The 21,485-nt window shown below is 62.0% G+C and carries 19 protein-coding genes and 1 tRNA gene; 6 read left to right on the top strand and 14 right to left on the bottom strand.

Features of this window, described 5'->3' with window-relative positions; all coding sequences use genetic code 11:
* Positions 1–100: 100 nt before the first annotated feature.
* Together murA and GTW23_RS14770 are read right to left on the bottom strand one after the other, a co-directional pair.
* A complete protein-coding gene (gene murA, locus GTW23_RS14775) occupies positions 101–1,390 on the bottom strand; it encodes a UDP-N-acetylglucosamine 1-carboxyvinyltransferase (protein WP_152010239.1) in 1,290 nt (429 codons plus the stop codon).
* Positions 1,391–1,506: 116 nt separating this feature from the next.
* Positions 1,507–1,731, bottom strand: coding sequence for a hypothetical protein (locus tag GTW23_RS14770; protein ID WP_252916333.1), 225 nt, complete (start codon positions 1,729–1,731; stop codon positions 1,507–1,509).
* Between the two features lie 387 nt (positions 1,732–2,118).
* Here GTW23_RS14770 and GTW23_RS14765 point away from each other — a divergent pair.
* Positions 2,119–2,193 (top strand) — tRNA-Thr (locus GTW23_RS14765).
* Positions 2,194–2,360: 167 nt separating this feature from the next.
* Here GTW23_RS14765 and GTW23_RS14760 read toward each other — a convergent pair.
* The 3 genes from GTW23_RS14760 to GTW23_RS14750 all read right to left on the bottom strand — a co-directional run bounded on the left by GTW23_RS14760 (position 2,361) and on the right by GTW23_RS14750 (position 5,458).
* Positions 2,361–3,296 (bottom strand): DUF2806 domain-containing protein, encoded by a 936-nt coding sequence (locus tag GTW23_RS14760; RefSeq protein ID WP_252916284.1) that lies wholly within the window; start codon positions 3,294–3,296, stop codon positions 2,361–2,363.
* 211 nt (positions 3,297–3,507) lie between these two features.
* On the bottom strand, positions 3,508–4,272 hold the full coding sequence (locus tag GTW23_RS14755) for an SDR family NAD(P)-dependent oxidoreductase (protein WP_252916283.1): 765 nt from the start codon (positions 4,270–4,272) through the stop codon (positions 3,508–3,510).
* 58 nt (positions 4,273–4,330) lie between these two features.
* Positions 4,331–5,458: an aminotransferase class V-fold PLP-dependent enzyme gene (locus tag GTW23_RS14750; protein ID WP_252916282.1), complete on the bottom strand. Its 1,128-nt coding sequence runs from the start codon at positions 5,456–5,458 to the stop codon at positions 4,331–4,333.
* A gap of 223 nt (positions 5,459–5,681) precedes the next feature.
* Here GTW23_RS14750 and GTW23_RS14745 point away from each other — a divergent pair, with 223 nt between their 5' ends.
* A complete protein-coding gene (locus GTW23_RS14745) occupies positions 5,682–6,512 on the top strand; it encodes a crotonase/enoyl-CoA hydratase family protein (protein WP_252916281.1) in 831 nt (276 codons plus the stop codon).
* A 23-nt stretch (positions 6,513–6,535) separates the two neighbouring features.
* On the opposite strand, the gene galE is transcribed toward GTW23_RS14745, so the two are convergent.
* The 3 genes from galE to mscL form a co-directional block, all read right to left on the bottom strand.
* Positions 6,536–7,660: a UDP-glucose 4-epimerase GalE gene (gene galE, locus GTW23_RS14740; protein WP_252916280.1), complete on the bottom strand. Its 1,125-nt coding sequence runs from the start codon at positions 7,658–7,660 to the stop codon at positions 6,536–6,538.
* 100 nt (positions 7,661–7,760) lie between these two features.
* Positions 7,761–8,927: a pyridoxal phosphate-dependent aminotransferase gene (locus tag GTW23_RS14735; protein WP_152010244.1), complete on the bottom strand. Its 1,167-nt coding sequence runs from the start codon at positions 8,925–8,927 to the stop codon at positions 7,761–7,763.
* A gap of 172 nt (positions 8,928–9,099) precedes the next feature.
* Entirely contained in the window at positions 9,100–9,513 is a 414-nt protein-coding gene (gene mscL, locus GTW23_RS14730) for a large conductance mechanosensitive channel protein MscL (protein ID WP_152010245.1), read from the bottom strand.
* Between the two features lie 224 nt (positions 9,514–9,737).
* On the opposite strand from mscL, the gene GTW23_RS14725 reads away from it, so the two are divergent.
* Positions 9,738–13,235 carry a hybrid sensor histidine kinase/response regulator gene (locus tag GTW23_RS14725; protein ID WP_252916279.1) on the top strand — a complete coding sequence of 1,166 codons (3,498 nt, stop codon included), beginning with the start codon at positions 9,738–9,740 and terminating at the stop codon, positions 13,233–13,235.
* Between the two features lie 9 nt (positions 13,236–13,244).
* Here the strand turns inward: GTW23_RS14725 and GTW23_RS14720 are convergent, their stop codons facing one another.
* Together GTW23_RS14720 and GTW23_RS14715 are read right to left on the bottom strand one after the other, a co-directional pair.
* Positions 13,245–13,901 (bottom strand): response regulator, encoded by a 657-nt coding sequence (locus GTW23_RS14720; RefSeq protein WP_252916278.1) that lies wholly within the window; start codon positions 13,899–13,901, stop codon positions 13,245–13,247.
* A 148-nt stretch (positions 13,902–14,049) separates the two neighbouring features.
* Positions 14,050–14,493 carry a hypothetical protein gene (locus tag GTW23_RS14715; protein ID WP_252916277.1) on the bottom strand — a complete coding sequence of 148 codons (444 nt, stop codon included), beginning with the start codon at positions 14,491–14,493 and terminating at the stop codon, positions 14,050–14,052.
* A gap of 123 nt (positions 14,494–14,616) precedes the next feature.
* Here GTW23_RS14715 and GTW23_RS14710 point away from each other — a divergent pair, with 123 nt between their 5' ends.
* Positions 14,617–14,964, top strand: coding sequence for a DUF952 domain-containing protein (locus GTW23_RS14710; protein WP_152010249.1), 348 nt, complete (start codon positions 14,617–14,619; stop codon positions 14,962–14,964).
* Positions 14,961–16,043, top strand: coding sequence for a quinone-dependent dihydroorotate dehydrogenase (locus GTW23_RS14705; protein WP_382265871.1), 1,083 nt, complete (start codon positions 14,961–14,963; stop codon positions 16,041–16,043). The genes GTW23_RS14710 and GTW23_RS14705 overlap by 4 nt, the downstream gene beginning before the upstream one ends.
* A gap of 2 nt (positions 16,044–16,045) precedes the next feature.
* On the opposite strand, the gene GTW23_RS14700 is transcribed toward GTW23_RS14705, so the two are convergent.
* The gene (locus tag GTW23_RS14700; protein ID WP_252916332.1) at positions 16,046–17,398 is read right to left on the bottom strand and encodes an MATE family efflux transporter; all 1,353 of its coding nucleotides are present in this window, start codon (positions 17,396–17,398) and stop codon (positions 16,046–16,048) included.
* A gap of 176 nt (positions 17,399–17,574) precedes the next feature.
* On the opposite strand from GTW23_RS14700, the gene GTW23_RS14695 reads away from it, so the two are divergent.
* A complete protein-coding gene (locus GTW23_RS14695) occupies positions 17,575–18,480 on the top strand; it encodes a histone deacetylase family protein (protein ID WP_252916275.1) in 906 nt (301 codons plus the stop codon).
* 9 nt (positions 18,481–18,489) lie between these two features.
* Here GTW23_RS14695 and GTW23_RS14690 read toward each other — a convergent pair whose 3' ends face one another.
* The 3 genes from GTW23_RS14690 to GTW23_RS14680 all read right to left on the bottom strand — a co-directional run bounded on the left by GTW23_RS14690 (position 18,490) and on the right by GTW23_RS14680 (position 21,447).
* Positions 18,490–18,756, bottom strand: a complete 267-nt coding sequence (locus GTW23_RS14690; protein WP_152010252.1) for a DUF6460 domain-containing protein — start codon at positions 18,754–18,756, stop codon at positions 18,490–18,492.
* 63 nt (positions 18,757–18,819) lie between these two features.
* Positions 18,820–20,433 (bottom strand): cisplatin damage response ATP-dependent DNA ligase, encoded by a 1,614-nt coding sequence (locus GTW23_RS14685; protein ID WP_252916274.1) that lies wholly within the window; start codon positions 20,431–20,433, stop codon positions 18,820–18,822.
* A 3-nt stretch (positions 20,434–20,436) separates the two neighbouring features.
* A complete protein-coding gene (locus GTW23_RS14680; protein WP_252916273.1) occupies positions 20,437–21,447 on the bottom strand; it encodes a ligase-associated DNA damage response exonuclease in 1,011 nt (336 codons plus the stop codon).
* Positions 21,448–21,485 lie beyond the last annotated feature (38 nt).

The following is a 21,485-nucleotide window of genomic DNA, read 5'->3' as shown; positions in this document are numbered from 1 at the left end:
GCTGCACTGCAAGGTAGGCACCCCGAGGGCAAAGCGCAATGCGCACAAGGTGGCGCTTGCGGATTGTGGCAGAGGCCATAGCCGGACAGCGCGGGGATGGCTAGCCGCTGATGCGCTCGACCACGGCGCCGCAATTGGTCAGCTTCTCTTCCAGCCGCTCGAAGCCGCGATCGAGATGGTAGACCCGGTTGACCACCGTCTCGCCTTCGGCGGCAAGGCCGGCGATGACCAGCGACACCGAGGCGCGCAGATCGGTCGCCATCACCGGGGCCCCGCGCAGCACCGGCACACCGGTCACCGTTGCGGTCTGGCCTGAAAGCGAGATCTTCGCACCCAGTCGCGCCAGTTCCTGAACATGCATGAAGCGGTTCTCGAAGATCGTTTCGGTGATGTGCGAGATGCCGTTGGCGCGCGTCATCAACCCCATGAACTGCGCCTGCAGATCGGTGGGGAAGCCGGGAAACGGATCGGTGGTGATGTCGACGGGCAGAATGTCGCCGCCATTGCGGCGGACACGAATGCCGCCTTGCTCCGGGATGATCTCCGCGCCGGTTCGGCTGAGCGCCAGAAGAGCACTTTCGAGAAGTGTGTCGGAGGTGTTTTCCAGCAGCACGTCGCCGCCGGTCATGGCCACCGCCATGGCATAGGTGCCGGTCTCGATGCGGTCGGGCAGCACCCGGTGACGGGCCCCCGACAGCGAGGCAACGCCATCAATGGTGATGGTCGAGGTGCCTGCACCAGAAATCTTGGCGCCCATGGCGATAAGGCAATTGGCAAGATCGACGACTTCGGGCTCGCGCGCCGCATTGTCGATCACCGTCTGCCCCTTGGCCAGCGTCGCCGCCATCAGCATGACATGGGTGGCACCGACGGAGACCTTCGGGAACACGTAGCGTCCGCCGATCAGGCCCTTGGGGGCGCGGGCATCGACATAGCCGTTCTCGATGGTGATCTCGGCACCGAGATGCTGCAACCCCTCGATGAACAGATCAACCGGCCTGGTGCCGATGGCGCAACCGCCGGGCAGTGAGACCTTGGCCTCGCCCATGCGGGCCAGAAGCGGACCGATGACCCAGAAGCTGGCACGCATCTTGGAGACCAATTCGTAGGGTGCGGTGGTATCGACAATGGTGCGGGCGGTAAAGTGCACGGTGCGGGCATAGGCGCTGTCCTGGCGCTCGCGGCGGCCAACCACGGCAATATCGACGCCGTGATTGCCGAGGATGCGCTGCAACTGCTCGACATCGGCGAGATGCGGCAGGTTTTCCAGCGTCAGCGTGTCGTCGGTCAGAAGCGAGGCGATCATCAGCGGCAGAGCCGCATTCTTCGCGCCGGAAATCGGAATGACGCCATTGAGCGGATTTCCGCCAACGATCCTGATGCGATCCATGCTGTCCTCTTGGAGTTTCGGACTGCGCCGGTCCCCCGGCGGCAAGTCCTGAAAAATATCTGGTGGGCTGTTTAGACCATCAACGGGAATGCGGCAACACGAGGACGGCGTCGCGGTTAATCCGCGCCGGATGCGTCCTCAGCGGCGGCCGGACTGCCGGAAGCGGGCAGCCCGTCGGTCTCGTCGGCATGGCCCTCGCGCCGGGCGCGGACCTGCGCCTTGCGACGCTGCAGGTTGGCGCGCAGCTGCTCGGCACTGCGCTGGGCCCGTTTCGCCGCCTGACGTTCAACCTCCGCCTTGCGCTGGCTTGCATCCGTATCTGATGGTGTCTTTTCGTTCATGACGGGCCAGCGATAGCGCAAAACCTTGCGCAGGTGAAGACACTCAAGCCAGGCCCGGACAGCCGATCCGTCACCACCCGCCGCCGCCGACCGGCGAGCCGGAAACCGCGCCCGCGGGATTCGGGCTGGAGCAGACTCCACGGCAACAACCTGCCCAACCGCCGGACAGATCTGGCAGCAGTCCCAAGCGGCCGGACCGACCATTTCCGGGGTTTTTGAAACTTGTCGCGCCAATCGCCCGTTTGCGCTTGCACTCCTGTCCAAGCTGTGGCAATAGCGGGCCGCTTCAGTCGTTTTGAGCCTTTCGATCCGAACGGAAGAGCGACATGGACAGCGGCTGACCGAGACATTCTCCCGTCCGGCCACTGATCAGAACCGAAGCAAAGGGCTGCCGTAGCTCAGGGGTAGAGCACTCCCTTGGTAAGGGAGAGGTCGAGAGTTCGAATCTCTCCGGCAGCACCAGCGTTCTTTGATCACATGACAAAAACTAATGACACTTGGTCCACGCTAGAGGTAAATGATGACCTTTGGCTTTGCGGACTTACATGTCAAACGTCCACCACTGCCCAGTTTCCATTGTTCGCTCTGCGATAGAGACGAACTTCAGCCTCTGTCAATTCCATAGATATTCATTTCGCAAGAGAGGCTGCGACGTCAGCTTCATCAAGAGGCAAAATGGAAGCAATAGCTTTTCCGACGTCAGTGAGGACGTAGCATGGAATTGCGGGGTGGTCCTCACTCCGAGTGATTGCATGAGAACTATCAAGATCTAAGGCGCGCGGCAGTTCAACGGTGGCCGGAATAGCCACAGCCATTTCATCAAACCCGCAAAACCAAAGCTCTTTGCCATTATTGTCAGTTGTTGAACCAAATTGCCGGAGCTGGCCAAAACCTGGTTCAATAATGAGCCCCGCAGTTGTGAGAGATGTTTCAACGGAAAAGCCGAGCTCTCCTACCAGAACCTTAGGCAAGGCGTCGTCCAATCTGTGAGTACAAATTTCTTCAAAAATTCTCGCTGTTTGCGCATCGAGTTCGTCAACAACGCGAAGAACTTTTGCGGAAAAATTTCCCGGCTTGCGAATCTCCGCAGCAAGTACGCGGCCCCAGCGTTCCCTAAGCTCGTCGGTAGAGGCACTTCGCGCATAAAATTCAAGACGATCCAAAAATGCCTCGCTTAACTCATCCGATCCTTCTCTCGACTCCTGTTCTGTGGGAGGATCAATTCTCAAATGCTCAAGTGCCTCCCTCGCTACTGCGTCAGTATTTTCCTGTGCACTGAATAATTTACCATAATGCTTTTCAACCGCTCGCCGGGCAAAGTTCGGGTCCAGATGGAGTTGCTCAACGCCATACTCTGCGACAGCTTCGATGATTTGCACCTCGCCAGCCGTCTTGGCTCGTCTCCGATTGGCAACGCCTTCAACAGGAGCACTAATCACGTCGATAATGCTGCCGCATAAGCGATCTAGAGAGGAGATCGTTCGGCTGCGGGCTTTTGCCTCTATCCCAGTCTCTGTAAGGGAAGCGGAAACAGATGTCTCGTTATCTAAGTGGTCTTCCGACATCCCTTCAAACTCCTGGAATTCTGTCGCCACGTTTGCATAATAAAGAAAAAAGCGAAATTACTTCTTGTATTCACACTTTTCCGATAAATGATTCCAATGTAATGATTAGGTGATGTAGATTTTTTGGTTTTTAGATTATGCTATCCGCTTAGGATGCACAACCTCCTGCTGCGCGCGAACAGCCCAGTCCAATGGGACGTGTCGAACGGCTTTACTGATCAGATTGGCTGCGCAATGCCGGCAGGCCGACGCCGGTGCTTTCGAAACCGCCGTCCGATGCAATGACCTGGCCGGTGACGTAGCTGGCCTTGTCCGAGCACAGGAAGGTGATCACCTCGGCGATCTCGCGTTCCGAGCCGTAGCGGTTGAGCGGAATCGCATCGTGGTAGGCGGCGATGATCTCGGGCGTGTGGACCGCCATGGCGAGCTTGGTGCGCACCGGGCCGGGGCAGACGCAATTGGCGCGGATGCCGTACTCGCCGAGTTCGGCGGCCTGTTGCTTGGTCAGGTGAATGACCGCGGCCTTTGAGGTGCCGTAGGCCACGCGCAGGGTCGAGGCGCGCAGCCCGGAGATCGAGGCGATGTTGACAAGCGCGCCTCGGGTTTGCCGCAGCGCCGGGACGGTTGCCTGAGAGACGAGGAAGACGCCGTCGAGATTGGTCGCCATCACCGTGCGCCAGCGCGAAAAATCGGTGTCCTCGATCTGGCCGAAATCGGCAACGCCGGCATTGTTGACCACTGCATCGATACGGCCGAAGCTGGTGATCACGGACTGCACCATGTCATCGACCTGATCGGGGATCGAAACATCATGGACGAAGGCGCTGGCCTCGTTTAGACCGGACGAAGCCTTGTGCAATTCGTCGCCATCGCGATCCACCATGGCCACGCGCCAGCCCTGCTCGATGAACAGGTTTGTGGTTGCAAGGCCGATGCCCCGGGCAGCACCCGTTACCAAAGCCACTTTTTCAGACATGCCGCCCCTCGTCCCAATGTGATGTTTTCAACCGGAGAAACTCGTCCGCCGTCTGGCCTCAGCCTTCAGCAAGCTTGTCGAGCACGGTTTCAAGCTTGGCCACCGTACCGTCGACATCGCCAAGCTTGTCGAGGCCGAACAGACCGATGCGGAAGGTGCGGAAATCAGCGGGTTCATCGCACATCAGCGGCACGCCAGCGGCGATCTGCATGCCCTTGGCCATGAATTTCTTGCCGTTCTGGAACTCCGGGTCCCTGGTGTAGCTGACGACAACGCCCGGCGCCTCGAAGCCGGGAGCGGCAACCGACTTGAAGCCGTTCGCGGCAAGCAGGGCGCGAACCTTGCGGCCGAGTTCCCATTGCCGCTCGCAAGCAAGCTTGAAGCCGAAATCGCGGGTCTCGATCATGCGGTCGCGCAGCACCACAAGCGCATCGGTCGGCATGGTGGAATGATAGGCATGGCCGCCGCTGACATAGGCCTGCATGATGTCGTGCCATTTGCGCAGATCCACCGCGAAGCTCGAACTGCTGGTCTCTCCCAGCCGCTCAAGCGCCCGGGCGCCAAGCATGACCAGCCCGGCGGCGGGCGACGCGCTCCAGCCCTTCTGCGGGGCGGAGATCAGCACATCGACGCCGGTGGCTTTCATGTCGACCCAGATGCAACCCGAGGCAATGCAATCGAGCACGAACAGGGCACCGACATCGTGGGCAGCCTGGGCAATCGCCTTGAGATAGTCATCGGGCAGAATGACGCCCGCGGAGGTTTCCACATGGGGGGCGAAAACGACGCCCGGCCGTTCTTCGCGAATGCTGGCGACAATCGCCTCGATGGCTTCAGGGGCAAAGGCGGAGGTGGTTTCATTGCCCACTTGCGAGGCCTTGATCACCGTTGTTTCGGAAGGAATGTCGCCCATCTCGAAGATCTGCGTCCAGCGGTAGGAGAACCAGCCGTTGCGGATGACCATCACCTTGTTGTCCGTGGCAAACTGGCGGGCGACCGCCTCCATGCCGAAGGTTCCGCCACCGGGAACGATGACCGCCGCATCGGCGTGATAGACTTCGCAGAGCATGGCGTAGAGATCGGTCATGACCCCCTGAAACGCCTTGGACATGTGATTGAGCGAACGATCGGTAAAGACCACCGAGAATTCCATCAGACCTTCCGGGTCCACGGGTGACGCCGTCATGTTCATGTCCTCAACTCCTCTTTCGCAACGACCGCTCAAGAGCAGGCCTCAAGACCGCTATAGGCCGGTTTCCAGAAACATTGAAGACATGAGGCCTCAATAAGTCTGCCGGGGCCAAATTGACGCAATCGCCCGCCCCGGCCCCGGAGCGCTGCAAAATCACGCATCCCGCCGGTTTCTCAATGTCCGATCGGAAGCTACAAGGAGGAAAAGGGAGACCGCCATGACCTATGCCTGCTTCACGGTCGAGATTGCCGACCATATCGCCCATATCCGTTTCAACCGGCCGGGCAAGGCCAATTCGATGACCCCGGAATTCTGGAAGGAGCTGCCCGAAGCGGTCGACAGGATTTCCAATGATGCCGAGGCCCGGGTGATCGTGATTTCATCTCAGGGCAAGCATTTTACCGCGGGCATGGACATTTCGGTGTTCATGAGCGGCAGTCTCGATGGCGACAGCGCCAATGCGCATGTCTCGGCGGAAGCCTTCCGCTACAAGATCAAGGCGCTGCAGGAGACCTTCTCGGCACTTGAGCGCGCCCGCCAGCCGGTGCTTGCGGCCATTCAGGGCGGTGCAATCGGCGCCGGTGTTGACCTCGCAACCGCGTGCGACTGCCGCTACGCCTCGGCGGATGCCTTCTTTGCCGTGCAGGAAACTGCGATCGGCATGACCGCCGATGTCGGCACCTTCCCAAGGCTGGTCAAGCTCATCCCGGAAGGCTGGGCGCGGCAGATGGCCTATACGGCAGAGCGGCTTCCGGCCGCTAAGGCCTTGCAGATCGGGCTGGTAAACGAGGTGTTCGACAGTCACGAGGACCTGCTCGACGGCGTCATGGCGATCGCACGCAAGATCGCCGCGCACTCGCCGCTGGCAGTTGCCGGCTGCAAGGCGTTGGCGAACTATTCCCGCGATCACTCGACTGCCGACACGCTCGACTACATTTCGGTGTGGAACGCGGCGATGCTGCGTCCCGATGACATCCGGGAAGCCTATGTGGCCAAGGGTGAGAAGCGGCCGCCGGTGTTTGATGGTCTTAAGCCGGTATCCAGGTAACGGCACATGACCGGCAGCCGATCTTATCGGCTGTGTCTGCGGCGTGCCAGAACGGGGGCGAAGGCCAGCGCGTTGCCGACAATCTCCTCCATGTCGTCGTGGGGCGGCGTCCAGTCCAGCACGATGCGCCTTGAAGATTGCTCCGCAGGCTCGTCAATTGTGTGGTTGCTGCGCGCAAGCGCCGCTTCCCAGGCAAGCGCACTGCCAACGATCTTGTCGAGGTCATCGTGGCGCGGCGTCCAGCCCAGCACCGTGCGGGCCCGGGTTGAATCGGCAACCGAGGTGACGATGTCGCCCTCGCGACGGGGACCGAGGCGGACCTCGAAATCGCGGCCGCTGAGCCGGCGGACCGAATCGAGCACCTCGCGCACCGTGTAGCCGCGTCCGTAGCCGCAATTGGCGACGAGGCTGTCGCCACCCGCCCTCAGATAGGTCAGCGCGTCAAGATGGGCTGCGACCAGGTCGGTCACGTGGATGAAATCACGGATGCAGGTGCCGTCGCGGGTCGGATAATCGCTGCCGAAGACCTCGATCCCGTCACGCTTGCCCATGGCGGCTTCGGTCGCCACCTTGATCAGGTTGGCGGCTCCGCGGGTGGATTGCCCGGTGCGCCCCAGGGGATCGGCGCCCGAGACGTTGAAATAGCGCAGCGCCGCATAGCGGAACTCATGCGCGGCCGCGGCATCGGCCAGCATCGTCTCGGTCATCAGCTTGGAGGCGCCATAGGGCGATTGCGGGACTGTCGGCGTGTTCTCGGCGATCGCCCCATCGCTCCGGGGCGTCCCGTAGACGGCGGCGGTGGAGGAAAACACGAACTGCTTCACTCCGGTGGCAATAGCAGTCCGGATCAGCGCCAGGGAATTGGCAGTGTTGTTCTGATAGTATCCCAGCGGATCGGCGAGGGATTCCGGCACCGAAATCGAGCCGGCGAAATGAATGATCGCCTCGATGCCATGCGCGCGGATGATTTCGGCGATGGCCGCGGTGTCGGACACGTCGGCGTGGATGAGTTCTGCCTCGGGCGCCACCGCCCATTCGAAGCCCGTGGACAGGCGGTCGACTACGACGACCCGCTCGCCCGCATCCAGCAGCGCCCAGACCATGTGGCTTCCGATATATCCTGCTCCGCCGGTCACCAGAACCGTCATGCCAATCCCTCGATGGTGCTTCCACCACCGCAGGATGAACCTCAAGTTTCAAGAAACCATGAATCCCCGGTGTGCCTGTGTGGGGCACACCGGACCGGCATCACAGTGATGAGATGTAGTCCGCCAACCGGCCGGCGGCTTCCTCGACATGGTCGAGGCGACGCAGGAAGCAGGCGCGCAGGAAGGAGGCTCCTCCCTTGTCGAAGGCGGTCCCCGGTGCCAGGCCGACGCCGGCCCGGTCGACAATGTCGATGGCCGCGGCCCTGGTGTCGCTGACGCCGTCGATCCGGAAGAACGCGTAGAAGGCGCCGTCGGGTTTCTGGGTAACAACACGGTTGGTGCTGGTCAGCGCATCGCAGAACAGATCGCGCGCGGTTGCAGCCTTGGCAATCTGGGCCTCGACATAGGCTTCACCGTGCTCAAGAGCCGCGAGTGCTCCTTTCTGCATGAACTGGGCCACCCCCGAGGTCTGGTACTGAACGCTGTTTTCCAGCACCTGGATGATCGCGGGCGGGGCCACGATCCAGCCGACACGCCAGCCGGTCATCGACCAGTTCTTGGAGAAGGTGTTGACGAAGATGATGCGGTCATCATCATCCATGATATCCATGAACGAAGGCGCGCGGCCGCCAGCATAGAAGAAGCGGGTGTAGATCTCGTCGGCGATGATCCACAGGCCATGCTTGCGCGCCAACGCAAGAATGGCCACCAGATCTTCACGCGTCGCGGTCCAGCCGGTCGGATTGGAAGGCGTATTGATGAAGAGCGCGCGGGTCCTGGGCGTGATCGCGTCCGCCATGCGCTGAGGATCGATGCTCCAGCGACCATTGGCATAATCGAGCGGCACCGGTACCGAAACACCGCCGGACATGCCAAGCGCTGCTGCGAAGTTGGGCCAGGCTGGCGAGATCTGGATGACTTCGTCGCCCGGATCAACGACCGCCTCGACCGCGATCTTGATCGCCTGCATGCCCGAACCGGTGACGCAGAAGGCATCAAGCGGCAATTGCCGGCCAAACAGGCGGGCATGGTACTCGGCCAGCGCCTGTCTGAGTTCGGGAATGCCGCGTTGCCAGGTGTAGAAGGTTTCGCCGGCAAGCATGGCGTCGGCGGCGGGTCGGGCGATGAAATCGGGAGTTTTCTCGTCCCCCTCGCCTGCCCAGAGCGGGATCAGCCCCGGCTTGAGACGACCGTGATTGACCACGGCAACAATGCCGCTTTCGGGGGCCTCTATGGCGCGGCGGCTCAGGCTTTCGAACTGGTTCATGGCAAACTCCGTTTGCCTCTCTTACCCGTTCCAGGGATCGACCGCATCTGTTCTGGCATGATCGATCCATCGATTTTTCTGATGCAAGCAGCGCAGGGGCAACGACCCCGGCACGGGTGCCGGGGTCTGACTTCGACCAGTCCGCCTGACCGCTGGCGCGGCAGCGGGAAGGCTACTTCTTCAAGAGATCACGAATCTCTGTCAGCAGCGCGATGTCGGCCGGAGGCGCGGCGGGCTTTGCCGGAGCGACCTCTTCCTCCTTGCGCAGCGAGTTGACCGCTCTGACCATCAGGAAGATGATCCAGGCCAGGATCAGGAAATTGATCACCACGGTGAGAAAATTGCCATAGGCGAGGACCGCACCCTGCTCCCTTGCGGCATCCAGCGTGGTGGCCGTCACGCCACCCGCGAGCGGGATGAAGAAATTGGAAAAATCAATTCCGCCAAAGATCGCGCCGACGACCGGCATGATGATATCATCGACCAGCGATGAAACGATAAGACCAAATGCACCGCCGATGATCACACCGACAGCAAGGTCCATTACATTGCCCCTGGCGATAAACGCCTTGAACTCGTTCAACATGTCCATTCTCTCCGTTTGTCGCGGATGTCCCTCTTCTTCAAACCGCAGGGCCCGCGCGCCCGCTAAATCGGTTTAGAGTTGTCTAACACACTTACGTGCGTCAAAAACCCGAATTCTGCGTCTCCCACCGCAAGAGGCAGCTCCGGTCTGATCGACCAAAGGCTGCCTTGTTTGGCGGGGTATAGGGTTTATGCTGCATCCCGGAGGCGAGGAGGAGTGAAGTCATGATGCCCGGCTGGCTGGTTTTCGGATCAGCCCTTTTTTATCTGCTGATGCTGTTTGCCATCGCAACCTATGGCGACCGCTCGGCGCGCCAGCGGCGCAGGCGGACAGCCGGCCGCCCGATCATCTATTCGCTCAGCCTGGCCATCTACTGCACCTCCTGGACCTATTTCGGCGGCGTTGGCCTCGCCGCCTCGCGCGGACTGGAATTCACCGCGATCTATATCGGTCCGATCCTGATGTTCACGCTGGGGATGCCGATCCTCAGGCGGATCGTGACCCTGGCCAAGGCGGAAAAGCTCACATCCATCGCCGACTTCATGGCGGCGCGCTACGGCAAGAGCCCGCTGGTGGCCGCGCTTGTGGCCCTGATCGCGGTCATCGGCACGATTCCCTATATCGCGCTGCAGCTCAAGGCGGTCTCGTCTTCGGTCGCGGTGATGGTCGATGTCGAGCAATTGAACCGGGTGACACAGACCTTCTTCCTCTCCGACATCGCCTTCTTCGTCACCCTGGTGCTTGCTGCCTTCGCGGCGATCTTCGGCACGCGCCACACCGACGCCACCGAACACCAGGACGGCCTGATCCTCGCCATCGCGATGGAATCGCTGGTCAAGCTTTTGGCATTCACGCTGATCGGGCTGACAGTGGTGTTCATGCTTTTCGACGGTCCCTGGGACCTGTTGCAGGCCGCGACCGCCAATGCCGAGGTGATGACCGCGCTGACGCACGAGACCCCGCTGTTGCGCTGGGTCCTGCTCACCGTGCTTTCGGCATTCGCCATCATCCTGTTGCCGCGCCAGTTCCATGTCACGGTGGTGGAGAACAGGACGCCGGGCGAGTTGCGGCTGGCGGGGTGGCTGCTGCCGCTTTATCTCATTGCCATCAACATCTTCGTTCTGCCGGTGGCGATTGCCGGTGTCCTGCAGTTCGGCTCCGGCGGCGGAAGCGATCTTTTCGTGCTTGCGCTGCCGATGGCCAACGACATGCCGATGGTCACGCTGATCACCTTCATCGGCGGTTTTTCGGCAGCGACGGCCATGGTGATCGTGGCCTCGGTGGCCGTCGCCATCATGATCTCCAACGACATCATCGTGCCGGTGGTGCTCAGGCGCCGCACCCGCCGCGGCCAGAGCGGCGATTTCGCTAACCTGATCCTTACCATCAGGCGGACAGCCATCGTCGCGATCCTGCTGCTCGGATTTGCCTATTATCGCGCTGCCGACACCAATGCCGGCCTTGCCTCGATCGGGCTCTTGTCCTTCGCGGCCATCGCCCAGCTCGCCCCGGCCTTCTTCGGCGGGCTTTTCTGGCGCCAGGCAAATGCGCGCGGCGCCATTGCCGGCCTTTCCAGCGGTATTGCGATCTGGGCCTACATCCTGATGGTTCCGAGCCTGGGCGGACCCGATAACAGCCACGTCGCGGCCTCCATCCTCGATTTCATCATTCCCGGTGCGCAGTTTTCCGGACCGGGGGCAGACCCGCTGTTCAACGCGGTGGTTCTGAGCCTGCTGGTCAACTGCCTGTGCTATGTGGTCGGATCACTGTCGCGGCGGCCAAAGTCTATCGAGCGCATACAGTCGGCCGTGTTCATTCCGGAAAGCCAGCGGATGACCACTTCGGGGCGCAGCTGGAAAACCAAGGTGACGGTCGGCGACCTGAAGCAGACCATCAGCCGCTATCTCGGACAGGAGCGGACCGAGCGGTCGTTTCATTCGCACGAGCGCGCCATAGGCCGGTGGATCAACGAACATGATCCGGCCGATATGGGCATGTTGCGGTTTGCCGAGCAACTGCTCGGCAGCGCCATCGGTTCGGCCTCGGCGCGGCTGGTGCTGTCGCTGCTGTTCGAGCGCGCCGATGACATTCCCGGCGACACGGCGCGGCTGCTCGACGAGGCATCCGAAGCACTGCAATACAACCGCGATCTCTTGCAGACGGCACTCGGACAGATGGACCAGGGCATTACGGTGTTTGACAACACCAACCGGCTGACGGTCTGGAACAAGCGCTTCCGCTCGCTTCTGGAATTGCCCGAGCAGGTCGGCCAGGTCGGATTCCCGCTGGAAAACATCATCTCCATCCTCGTCGAGCGCGGCGACCTGAAGGCGGGCGAGGAGCAGGAAGCCCTGGACCGCTTTCTGATCATGGACAAGCCGTTCTCGCTGACCATCGGCCCGGAAAGGCGGATCATCGAAATCCGCTCGAACCCGATGCCTGACAGCGGCATCGTCACCACCTATGCCGACATCACCGAGCGGGTTGCGGCCGACATGGCACTCAAGCAGGCCAACGAGACGCTTGAACAGCGTGTTACCCAGCGAACCGCAGAACTGACCCGCGTCAACCGCGAGCTGGAAAAGGCGCAACTGACCGCCGAAGAAGCCAATATCGGCAAGACGCGGTTCCTTGCCGCAGCCGGCCACGACATCCTGCAGCCGCTCAACGCCGCCCGCCTCTATTCCTCGACACTGGTCGAACGGCTGGGCAATTCGCCAGACCAGAAGCTGGTGCAAAACATCGATTCCTCGCTTGAATCGGTGGAGGCCATCCTGGGCGCGGTTCTCGATATCTCGCGGCTCGACACCGGCGCGATGAAGCCGCAACTGGCGAGCTTTCCGCTCAATGACCTGTTGCAGCGGGTGGTCACCGACTTTGCGCCGGTGGCGCGCGAGAAAAACCTCAGATTCACCGTGATGCCCACAAGCGTTCACGTGCGCTCCGACCCCAACCTGTTGCGGCGGCTGATCCAGAACCTGGTGTCAAACGCCATCAAATACACGCGCGAAGGCCGGGTCCTGGTCGGCGTCCGCCGGCGCGGCGACAAGGTCATCATCCAGGTCATCGATACAGGTATCGGCATTCCGACCACCAAGTTCCGTACGGTTTTCAGGGAGTTTGCCCGGCTTGAAGAAGGCGCCCGGACGGCGTCCGGGCTGGGGCTCGGCCTGTCGATCGTCGACCGCATTGCACGCGTGCTCAAGCATTCGGTCGATATTGCGTCGCAATCCGGCAAGGGGACCGAGTTCCGGGTGGAGCTGCCGGTCGAAACCAACATCGTGCAGACCAAGGCACAGCCGCGCCGTGCCGGGAGCAGCGCCGCAAACAGCAACCTCAAGGGCCTGCGCGTCCTGTGCATCGACAATGAACCGAAGATCCTCGAAGGCATGACGCTGCTGCTGAGCGGATGGGGATGCGCCGTGCTGGCGTCGGATTCGTTGAAGGACAGCCTGAGGATCGCGGAAACCGAAGACGCGCCAGATGCGATTTTCGCGGATTTCCACCTTGATGACGGCACCGGCATCGAGACAATCATCGCACTGCGCAAGCTTTGGAGAATGGACATCCCCGCTCTGCTGGTAACAGCCGACCGGACCCCGGAAGTGCGCGGCATGGCAGAAGCCGAGCGGATCGCTGTTCAGAACAAGCCGATCAAACCCGCCGCGCTGAGGGCGTTTCTCAATCAGGTGACGGTCATGCGGCGCACCGCCGCGGAGTAGCCGGTGCGCTCAGTCGCCCTGACTGAGAACCTCGGCGCCGATCTTCGAAAGCTGGATCACAGCCTGGGTGCGGCTGTCGACGCCGAGCTTCTGCAGAACGGCGGACACATGGGCCTTGATCGTGGCTTCGGAGACGCCGAGCTCATAGGCAATCTGCTTGTTGAGCAGGCCTTCGGCGAGCATGCCAAGGACCCGTCCCTGCTGCGGTGTCAGGGTCTGGATGCGGGCGATCAGGCTGGCGATCTCCTGATCGTGCTCGGATCCCAGATCAACGTCCGGCGGCGTCCAGATCCCGCCACCGAGAACGGTGCGCGCGCCTTCCCGGATTTCATCGATGCTGGCGGATTTGGAGATGAAACCGGATGCGCCGAGTTCGAGTGCCCTGCGCATTGTGGAGACATCATCGGTGGCAGAGACGACCACCACCGGAAGGCTTGAAAACTCGGCGCGAAAGGCAATCAGGCCGGACAGGCCCGAGACGCCTGGCATGGTCAGGTCAAGAAGAATGAGATCGGCTTCCGGGTGGTCGCCGGCTTTCTTGCGTGCGCTTTCCAGATCCCCGGCCTCGAGAATTTCAATGTTTGCATCAATCCCCTCCAGGGCCTGCCGCATGGCACCCCGGAACAACGGATGATCGTCCGCAATAATGAATGTCATCTGCGCCATGCACTCTCCCCCTCCCGATCGCGCTGCCGCTGCAAACCGGCATGAAGCCGGCTTGGGCAAATCACTCTAGCGGCGCGCTAAGCCCTCGCGCAATAGCACGGGCGAGATGATGCTCCAAACGCAGGCAGACTCCAAGGTGTATCGGCGCTCAGGTCCGATCCGGGATCGGTTCCAGGGGTATCTTCGGCTTGTCCTCGAATTCCTTCTCAAGTTCTTCGACCATTTCGAAGAACCGGCGCATCATCTTTTCCATCGCATTCAAGGCACGGTCGAGTTCAGCCTCGTCGGGAATGCCAGGATCTTGCTCCGTGGGCGCCACCAGGTCGAGCCGCTTCTCAAGTGCTTCAACACGCGCAGACAGGTCCGAGAGGCTTTCCTCGAACGCCCGGCGTTCATCGGCGGCCAGCCGGCAGACAAGCTGGCCGGTCTTTTCGGTGCAGATCGACATCTCACCGGTCCGGGTGTCGAGCCGGACAAATCCGTTCTCGGTCCTTTCGAGTGTATAACGGCTTGAACCCGGTTCCTGGGCATAAGCCGCAGCTGCGATCGGCAGGGCGAGAACGGAAGCGGTGAGAATTGCAAAACGGGTCATGACGGCACACTCCTGTTTCTGTATGTGATGACACGCAATAAAGACGAAATCGAGAAGTGGACCCGGTGGGCCCGCCCAAAACGGGTTTCCAGGCGCAACAGCGGGAAAGCGAGACGCACCACAATGCATGCGACCATCTACAAGATCACGCCCGAAACGCTTTGGCGCGCTGCGGAAGCCGAAGGCCGGTTCACAGGCGCACCCGTCGATCTGGCGGACGGTTTCATTCACTTTTCCACGCGAGACCAGGCGATCGAAACCGCACAAAAACACTTCAGCGGTCAGGAAAACCTGCTGCTGGTTGCTGTCGATGCCAGCGCATTGGGCGAAAAGCTGGTGTTCGAGACATCCCGCGGCGGGGCGCTTTTCCCGCACCTGTACGCCGACATGCCGTTGTCGGCGGTCAAATGGGTCAAGCCGCTGCCGCTCGGACCTGACGGCGCCCACGAGTTTCCGGACATGGAGTCGTGATGAGCCTGATTGACGGAATTGCACGGGGTGCGCTTTTCAAGCTCGATCCGGAAACCGCGCACGGACTTTCGATCACGGCGCTCAAGAGCGGGCTGGTGCCAGGCTGCCGGGCCAACCTTGACCCGCGGCTTTCGGTCAACGTCGCAGGACTGGCCTTCCCCAACCCGCTGGGCATGGCCGCCGGATTTGACAAGAACGCGGAGGTGCCCAATGAGCTCATGCGCCTCGGGTTCGGATATGCCGAGATCGGAACGCTGACACCGAAGCCGCAACAGGGAAATCCGAGACCGCGGATCTTCCGGCTGGTCAAGGACCATGCCGTGATCAACCGGCTGGGCTTCAACAACCAGGGACACGCGACAGCACATGCGCGGATAACGGCACGCCCGCGTGACGGCATTCTCGGTATCAACATAGGCGCCAACAAGGACAGTGACGACCGCGCCGGGGATTATGTCGCCGGCATTGATCTGTTCGCAGATGTCGCCGACTATTTCACCGTCAACATCTCCTCACCAAACACACCGGGGCTGCGCAACCTGCAGACCCGAGAGGCCCTTTCCGAACTCATGGGCCGGGTGCTGGCCGAACGCGACCGGAAGGCAAGGCGGATTCCGGTGTTCCTCAAGATCGCGCCGGATCTGACCGAGCCCGATCTCGACGACATCGCGGCCGAATGCCTGACGCACCGGCTCGACGGCGTGATCATCTCGAACACGACGCTGTCGCGCAACGGCCTGTCCGCGGACCCGAAGCGTGACGAATCGGGTGGATTGTCGGGACGCCCGATGTTTGCGCGCTCGACCATCGTGCTTGCCAAGATGCGGCAGAAGCTCGGGACCGACATGCCGCTGATCGGCGTTGGCGGGATCGACAGTGCCGAGACGGCCGCGGAAAAGATACGCGCCGGCGCTGACCTGGTTCAGCTCTACACCGGCTTCATCTATGGCGGTCCTATGCTGCCGGGGCGGATCTTGCGCGGCCTCTCCCGCCTCTGCGACCATGAAAACCTCAAATGCATCTCGGACCTGCGTGACAGCAGAACCGGCCACTACGCCGGAATGGCCATTCCGGAATAGGATCAGGCGGGGCCGAAAGCCGTGTTGCTGCGTCGCGGCAGCAGCGCCATCAGGGTGAAGCCCCGCGCCATCAGGAAGATGTTGAGCGAGATCCAGAGACCCAGATTGCCCCAGACCTGGGTGAAGACGATCGACAGGCCGATAAACAGGGCAAGGGACAAAAGCATCATGTTGCGCATGTCGCGCGACCATGTGGCGCCAATGAAGACACCGTCCATCTCGAAGGCGAGCACGCCCGAAAGCGCCGTCAGCGCCGCCCAGAACAGATAGGCGCCTGCCTCCAGCCGAACCGGTTCGAGGGTCGTCATCAGGCCGATGACGGCATTTCCGAATATCAGGAAAAACACTGTCGTGAACCCGGCAAGCGCGAAGCCCCAGAACACCGTCAGGCGAACGGCCTTGTCGAAAGCCGGACGGTGGCGGGCGCCGATGGCCCGGCCGGCGAGCTGCTCGGCGGCGGTGGCAAAACCGTCGAGATAATAGCCCGCGACCATGAAGAAATTCATCAGGATGGCATTGGCGGCCAGGGTGGTTTCGCCAAAACCGGTGCCCTGCCGGGTGAACCAGGCAAAGGCCGCGATGAGCGCAAAGGAGCGGATCATGATGTCACCGTTGAGCGCCATCAGCCGCATGACCGCCGGCCGGTCGATGATCTGCTTCCAAGATGGGCTGTGGGCGCGGTCAAACCTCCGCCGAATGACCAGGAAACCCATGGCGCAACCGGTGAACTCGGCGATCACCGTGGCCAGAGCAACGCCTTCAAGGCCGTAGCCCAGCCCCAGTCCGAACCATATCGACAGGATGATGTTGGTGCCGTTGATGACCGATTGCAGCAGCAGGCCGGTTCCGCCCATGCCGCGGCCGAGCACATAGCCAAGGATGGCGTAGTTGGCCAGAGCCGCGGGAGCCGAGAGAGCGCGTATGACCAGATAGGTCGAGGCGGCCGCCGCCACCTCGCCCTGGGCGCCCATGAAAGCCAGCCCTGCAGCCAGAAGCAGCGGCGTGGCCGCAATAATCAGCAAACCGGCGACGACGGAGATCATCAGCGACCGCCAGAAAACGGCCTGTTCTTCCGTCGGATAACCCCGCCCCATGGCCTGGGCGACCAGGCCGGTGGTGGCCGAGCGCAGGAAGTTGAAGGTGGTGAACACCAGATCAAACAGGATCGCCGCGATCGCCAGGCCACCCAGCAACGCCGCATCGCCCAACCGTCCGACCACGGCGGTATCCACCAGTCCCAGAAGCGGGGTGGTCAGAAAGGCCAGCGTCATCGGCACCGCGATGGCAAACACCATGCGGTTGGTCACCTCGAAAGCACGACCTTCCGGCGGCAGGACATCGGTTTTGAGAAGCATATCTGACAAGCGGCGCAAACCCAGCGGGAATAGATGTCTCTTTCCTGTTCGAGTTCGATCCTGCTGTAAAGGGCCGCACGCATCACACGGCATCAATGCTTTTGATGAATCGGAAGGGGGCGAAATGCCGCGACGCTCCCGATGGACGATTGGCGCAGCCCCGGGCATAAGAAGCCATGCCTCTGCTGCCGATTGTCCACGCCCCAGACTATGATGCCAATTTCGACCCTGGCCATCGGTTTCCGATGGGCAAGTACACACGGCTGATGGAGCTGATCCGGGACAGCGACACGGGATCACGTTCTGTCTTTCACGCACCGGCGCCGGCGTCTGCGGCATGGCTGTCGCTTGCCCATGAACGCGGCTATGTGGATCAGGTGCTGGCCTGCAAGGTCCCGTTGCCGATCGAGCGCGAGATCGGGTTTCCGGTCAATGAACGGGTGAGCCTGCGCGCGCGGCTCGCCACCGCCGGCACGGTGATGGCGGCACGGCTGGCTCTCCATGGCGGCATTGCCTGCAATACGGCTGGCGGCAGCCATCATGCGCGGCGGGCGCAAGGGGCCGGCTTCTGCACCTTCAACGATGTGGCGGTGGCCGCGCTTCTGCTGCTCGCCGATGGCGAGGTGGGCCGTGTCCTGGTCGTCGATCTCGATGTACACCAGGGCGACGGCACAGCGGAGATCTGCGCCGGCATCGACGCCATCCGCACCGTGTCGATGCACAGCGAGAAGAACTACCCGGTGCGCAAGCAGACCTCGTCGGTCGACGTGGCGCTGCCGGACGGGGTACGCGACGAGGCCTATCTTGAAACGCTTGACTGGCTGCTGCCGCGCAGCATCGACAACTTCTCGCCCGACCTGGTGTTCTACAATGCAGGCGTCGATCCGCATGAACACGACCGGCTCGGGCGGCTGTCACTGACAGACCGGGGGCTGAAGCACCGCGACCGGCGGGTTTTCTCGTTTTTCAGGCAACGAGGCATCCCGGTGGCGTCAGTTCTTGGCGGCGGCTACAGCCGCGACGTCGACGCCGTCGCCCGGCGGCATCTCATGACCTTCGAGGCTGCGTCCGAATTCGTCTGAGAGCGGGCGCTATCTGCGCAGGCTGAGCAGCCGCATGATGATGAAGACCGGGATCACGACACCGGCGCCAAGCACGAGATAGCCGCCGAAACGGCCGAGCGCGGCAAAGCCGGTTTCCCACAGGTTCACCAGAAAATCGCGAACGATGTAGAGGATATCGACCGGATACCAGTTGAAGGCCGCCATGACGACGCCGACCACGAAAGAGGCCACCAGCAGCTTGAGTGCCGTACGACCGGGCGTATCACCCAGAAAGCGTGTCAGACCATTGCTCATGCCGGCGATTCCCGTGTTTCGTCGGCCTTCACATAAGCACGGTAGAGGCCGCGGGCAATACCGTCATTCGATGCCGTCGATCATGCGCTCGAGCGTTTCCAGCCTGTCGGCTTCGCCCGGAGGCTTGTCCCAGCGCAGGCGGTTGATGCGCGGAAACCGCATGGCGACGCCGGACTTGTGACGGGACGAGCGGGCAATCCCCTCGAACGCAACCTCGAAGACGAGCCCCTTGTCTGCCGCGGCGCGCACCGAGCGGACCGGACCGAAACGCTCGATGGTGTTGTTGCGGACATATTTGTCGATCTCGAGGAGTTCCTCGTCCGTGAAGCCGAAATAAGCCTTGCCGACGGGCACAAGCTCGCCCGGCTCGCGCCACACACCGAAGGTGTAGTCGGAGTAGAAGCCCGAACGTTTGCCGTGGCCGCGCTGGGCGTACATCAGCACCGCGTCGATCAGGAAGGGGTCGCGTTTCCACTTGAACCACTCGCCCTTCGGCCTGCCGGGCAGATAAGGCGCCGACTTGCGCTTGATCATCACCCCTTCGATTACCGGGTAAGGCGGATCGGCCCGGAGAGCGGCAAGGTCATCCCAGCTGTCGAATGCCAGCATCGCGGAGCAGTCGAAACGTTCCGGGTTCAATCCGGCAACAAAGCTTTCGAGGCGGGTGCGGCGCTCGATAAAAGGTTTCGAGCGAAGATCCTCTTCGCCATCCTGCAGCAGGTCATAGGCGCGGAAGAAGGCCGGATGATCGCGCAGCTGCCGTGCTGTTACAGTCTTGCGGTTGAGGCGCTGCTGCAGATCGGAGAAGCTGCCGGTCTCGATGTGACCGCCGGCGGAACGCGCCACCAGCAGTTCGCCATCGAGTGCGCCGTCGAAGGCGATGGCATCAACAAGATCGGGAAATGCCGCCGAGATATCGTCGCCGGTGCGGGTGTAGAGCCGGCTGATGCCGCGTTCGGAGGCCGCCTGGACGCGGATGCCATCCCATTTCCATTCCGCGGTGAAATCCGCCGGATCGAGTTTCTCGAAATCCCTGTCCTCAATGGCGTGCGAGAGCATCACCGGGCGGAACGGCGCGGCGCCGGCATTGACCGGTTTCGGACCTGATCCCTCGAGCCAGGCAAACAGATCGGCATAGGGCGCGCTCAGACCGTGCCACAATTCCTCGATCTCGTTGACCTCGACCTTGCCGAATGCGGCCAGCGCCTGCTTGATCAACCGGCTCGAAAGTCCCATGCGGAACCCGCCGGTGACCAGTTTGAGAAGCGCATAGCGGCCCGGCGGATCGAGCCGGTCGAGCCAAGCCTCGACGAGGCCGGGGCCTTCGCGGCGCGAGGAGGCCTGCAGGGTCTCGACCACCTCGGCCAGTCCCGGTGCGTCATTGCGGCCCGGACGAGAGACCGCCTTTTCAGGCCAGGCCAGGGCGATGGTTTCGGCCAGGTCGCCGACATAATCGTAGGAATAGCCGAAGAGTTCAGGATCCATGCGCGACGAGATCAGTTCACGCAGTTGCGCCGGCTTGACCGCCGGGATGTCGAGATCGCGGGCGATGGCGGCGAGCGCATAGCCGCGTTCGGGATCGGGGACTCTGCGGAAATAGTCCTGCAGTAGCGAGAGTTTGGCATTGCGCGAGGGCGTAAACGCCAGCATGTCGAGAAGATCGGCGAAGCGGTTCACGGCTCAATCCCCCTCATCTTCATAGCCGACCAGATGCAGCGGCCTGGCGGGGATACCCTGCATGGCACACCAGCGCACCAGCGCCTCCTCGCGGCCGTGGGTGACCCAGACCTCGCCCGGCGCCACGGTCTTGATAGTTTCGGCAAGCTCGTCCCAGTCGGCATGATCGGAGATCACCAACGGCAGTTCGACGCCGCGCTGGCGGGCACGCGCCCTGACCTGCATCCAGCCGGAAGCGAAGCTGACCAGGGGATCGGGGAAGCGGCGCGCCCACTTTTCGCCAAAAGCCGAGGGCGGGCCGAGAACGATGGCACCGGCGAAATCGCCCTTGGCACCGGCGGCGACGGTCGCCGGACGCAAATCGCCGAGCCCGATGCCCTGGCTTTCGTAATAGTCGCATAGTTTTTGAAGCGCGCCGTGGATATAGAGCGGCTGGTGATAGCCTGCGTCACGGATGAGGCGGATGACGCGTTGCGCCTTGCCCAGCGAATAGACGCCGACCAGATGGGCGCGCTCGGGATTGCGCGAGACCGAACGCAGCAGCCGGCCGATTTCGTCAGCCGCGATCGGGTGCCGGAATACCGGCAGCGCAAAGGTCGCTTCAGTGATGAAGACATCACAGGCGACCGGCTCGAACGTGGCGCAGGTGGGATCCGGTCTTGGCTTGTAGTCCCCCGAAGCGACAATGCGCATTCCCTCCCTCTCGACGGCGATCTGGGCCGATCCCAGGACATGGCCGGCGGGATGAAATGTCACGGTCACGTCCCCGATCCGGATCACCTCGCCCAGGCCCGCCGGCTGGGTGGCGCCAGCGTGGTCGGCACCATAGCGGATCGCCATGATGTCGAGCGTTTCCGCCGTCGCCAGCACATGGCCGTGACCGGCGCGGGCATGGTCGGCATGGCCATGAGTGATCAGCGCCCGATCGACGCCGCGCACCGGATCAATGAAGAAATCCCCCGGCGGGCAATAGAGCCCTTCGCGGCGGGGGATCAGCAGATCTTCAGGTTTCATTTTCATGCCAATCAATTAGGGCGGCTGCGTGACTTGCA

It is taken from the genome of Parahoeflea alexandrii, assembly GCF_024105735.1.
Classification (GTDB): domain Bacteria; phylum Pseudomonadota; class Alphaproteobacteria; order Rhizobiales; family Rhizobiaceae; genus Hoeflea; species Hoeflea alexandrii.
The sequence above is the reverse complement of the archived record's forward strand: the minus strand, read 5'-3'. Positions and strand labels throughout refer to the sequence as shown.

Coding starts and splice junctions, on each gene's coding strand:
- murA (WP_152010239.1), bottom strand. CDS start 1,390: ATGGATCGCATCAGGATCGTTGGCGGAAATCCGCTCAATGGCGTCATT.
- GTW23_RS14770 (WP_252916333.1), bottom strand. CDS start 1,731: ATGAACGAAAAGACACCATCAGATACGGATGCAAGCCAGCGCAAGGCG.
- GTW23_RS14760 (WP_252916284.1), bottom strand. CDS start 3,296: ATGTCGGAAGACCACTTAGATAACGAGACATCTGTTTCCGCTTCCCTT.
- GTW23_RS14755 (WP_252916283.1), bottom strand. CDS start 4,272: ATGTCTGAAAAAGTGGCTTTGGTAACGGGTGCTGCCCGGGGCATCGGC.
- GTW23_RS14750 (WP_252916282.1), bottom strand. CDS start 5,458: ATGACGGCGTCACCCGTGGACCCGGAAGGTCTGATGGAATTCTCGGTG.
- GTW23_RS14745 (WP_252916281.1), top strand. CDS start 5,682: ATGACCTATGCCTGCTTCACGGTCGAGATTGCCGACCATATCGCCCAT.
- galE (WP_252916280.1), bottom strand. CDS start 7,660: ATGACGGTTCTGGTGACCGGCGGAGCAGGATATATCGGAAGCCACATG.
- GTW23_RS14735 (WP_152010244.1), bottom strand. CDS start 8,927: ATGAACCAGTTCGAAAGCCTGAGCCGCCGCGCCATAGAGGCCCCCGAA.
- mscL (WP_152010245.1), bottom strand. CDS start 9,513: ATGTTGAACGAGTTCAAGGCGTTTATCGCCAGGGGCAATGTAATGGAC.
- GTW23_RS14725 (WP_252916279.1), top strand. CDS start 9,738: ATGATGCCCGGCTGGCTGGTTTTCGGATCAGCCCTTTTTTATCTGCTG.
- GTW23_RS14720 (WP_252916278.1), bottom strand. CDS start 13,901: ATGGCGCAGATGACATTCATTATTGCGGACGATCATCCGTTGTTCCGG.
- GTW23_RS14715 (WP_252916277.1), bottom strand. CDS start 14,493: ATGACCCGTTTTGCAATTCTCACCGCTTCCGTTCTCGCCCTGCCGATC.
- GTW23_RS14710 (WP_152010249.1), top strand. CDS start 14,617: ATGCATGCGACCATCTACAAGATCACGCCCGAAACGCTTTGGCGCGCT.
- GTW23_RS14700 (WP_252916332.1), bottom strand. CDS start 17,398: ATGCTTCTCAAAACCGATGTCCTGCCGCCGGAAGGTCGTGCTTTCGAG.
- GTW23_RS14695 (WP_252916275.1), top strand. CDS start 17,575: ATGCCTCTGCTGCCGATTGTCCACGCCCCAGACTATGATGCCAATTTC.
- GTW23_RS14690 (WP_152010252.1), bottom strand. CDS start 18,756: ATGAGCAATGGTCTGACACGCTTTCTGGGTGATACGCCCGGTCGTACG.
- GTW23_RS14680 (WP_252916273.1), bottom strand. CDS start 21,447: ATGAAACCTGAAGATCTGCTGATCCCCCGCCGCGAAGGGCTCTATTGC.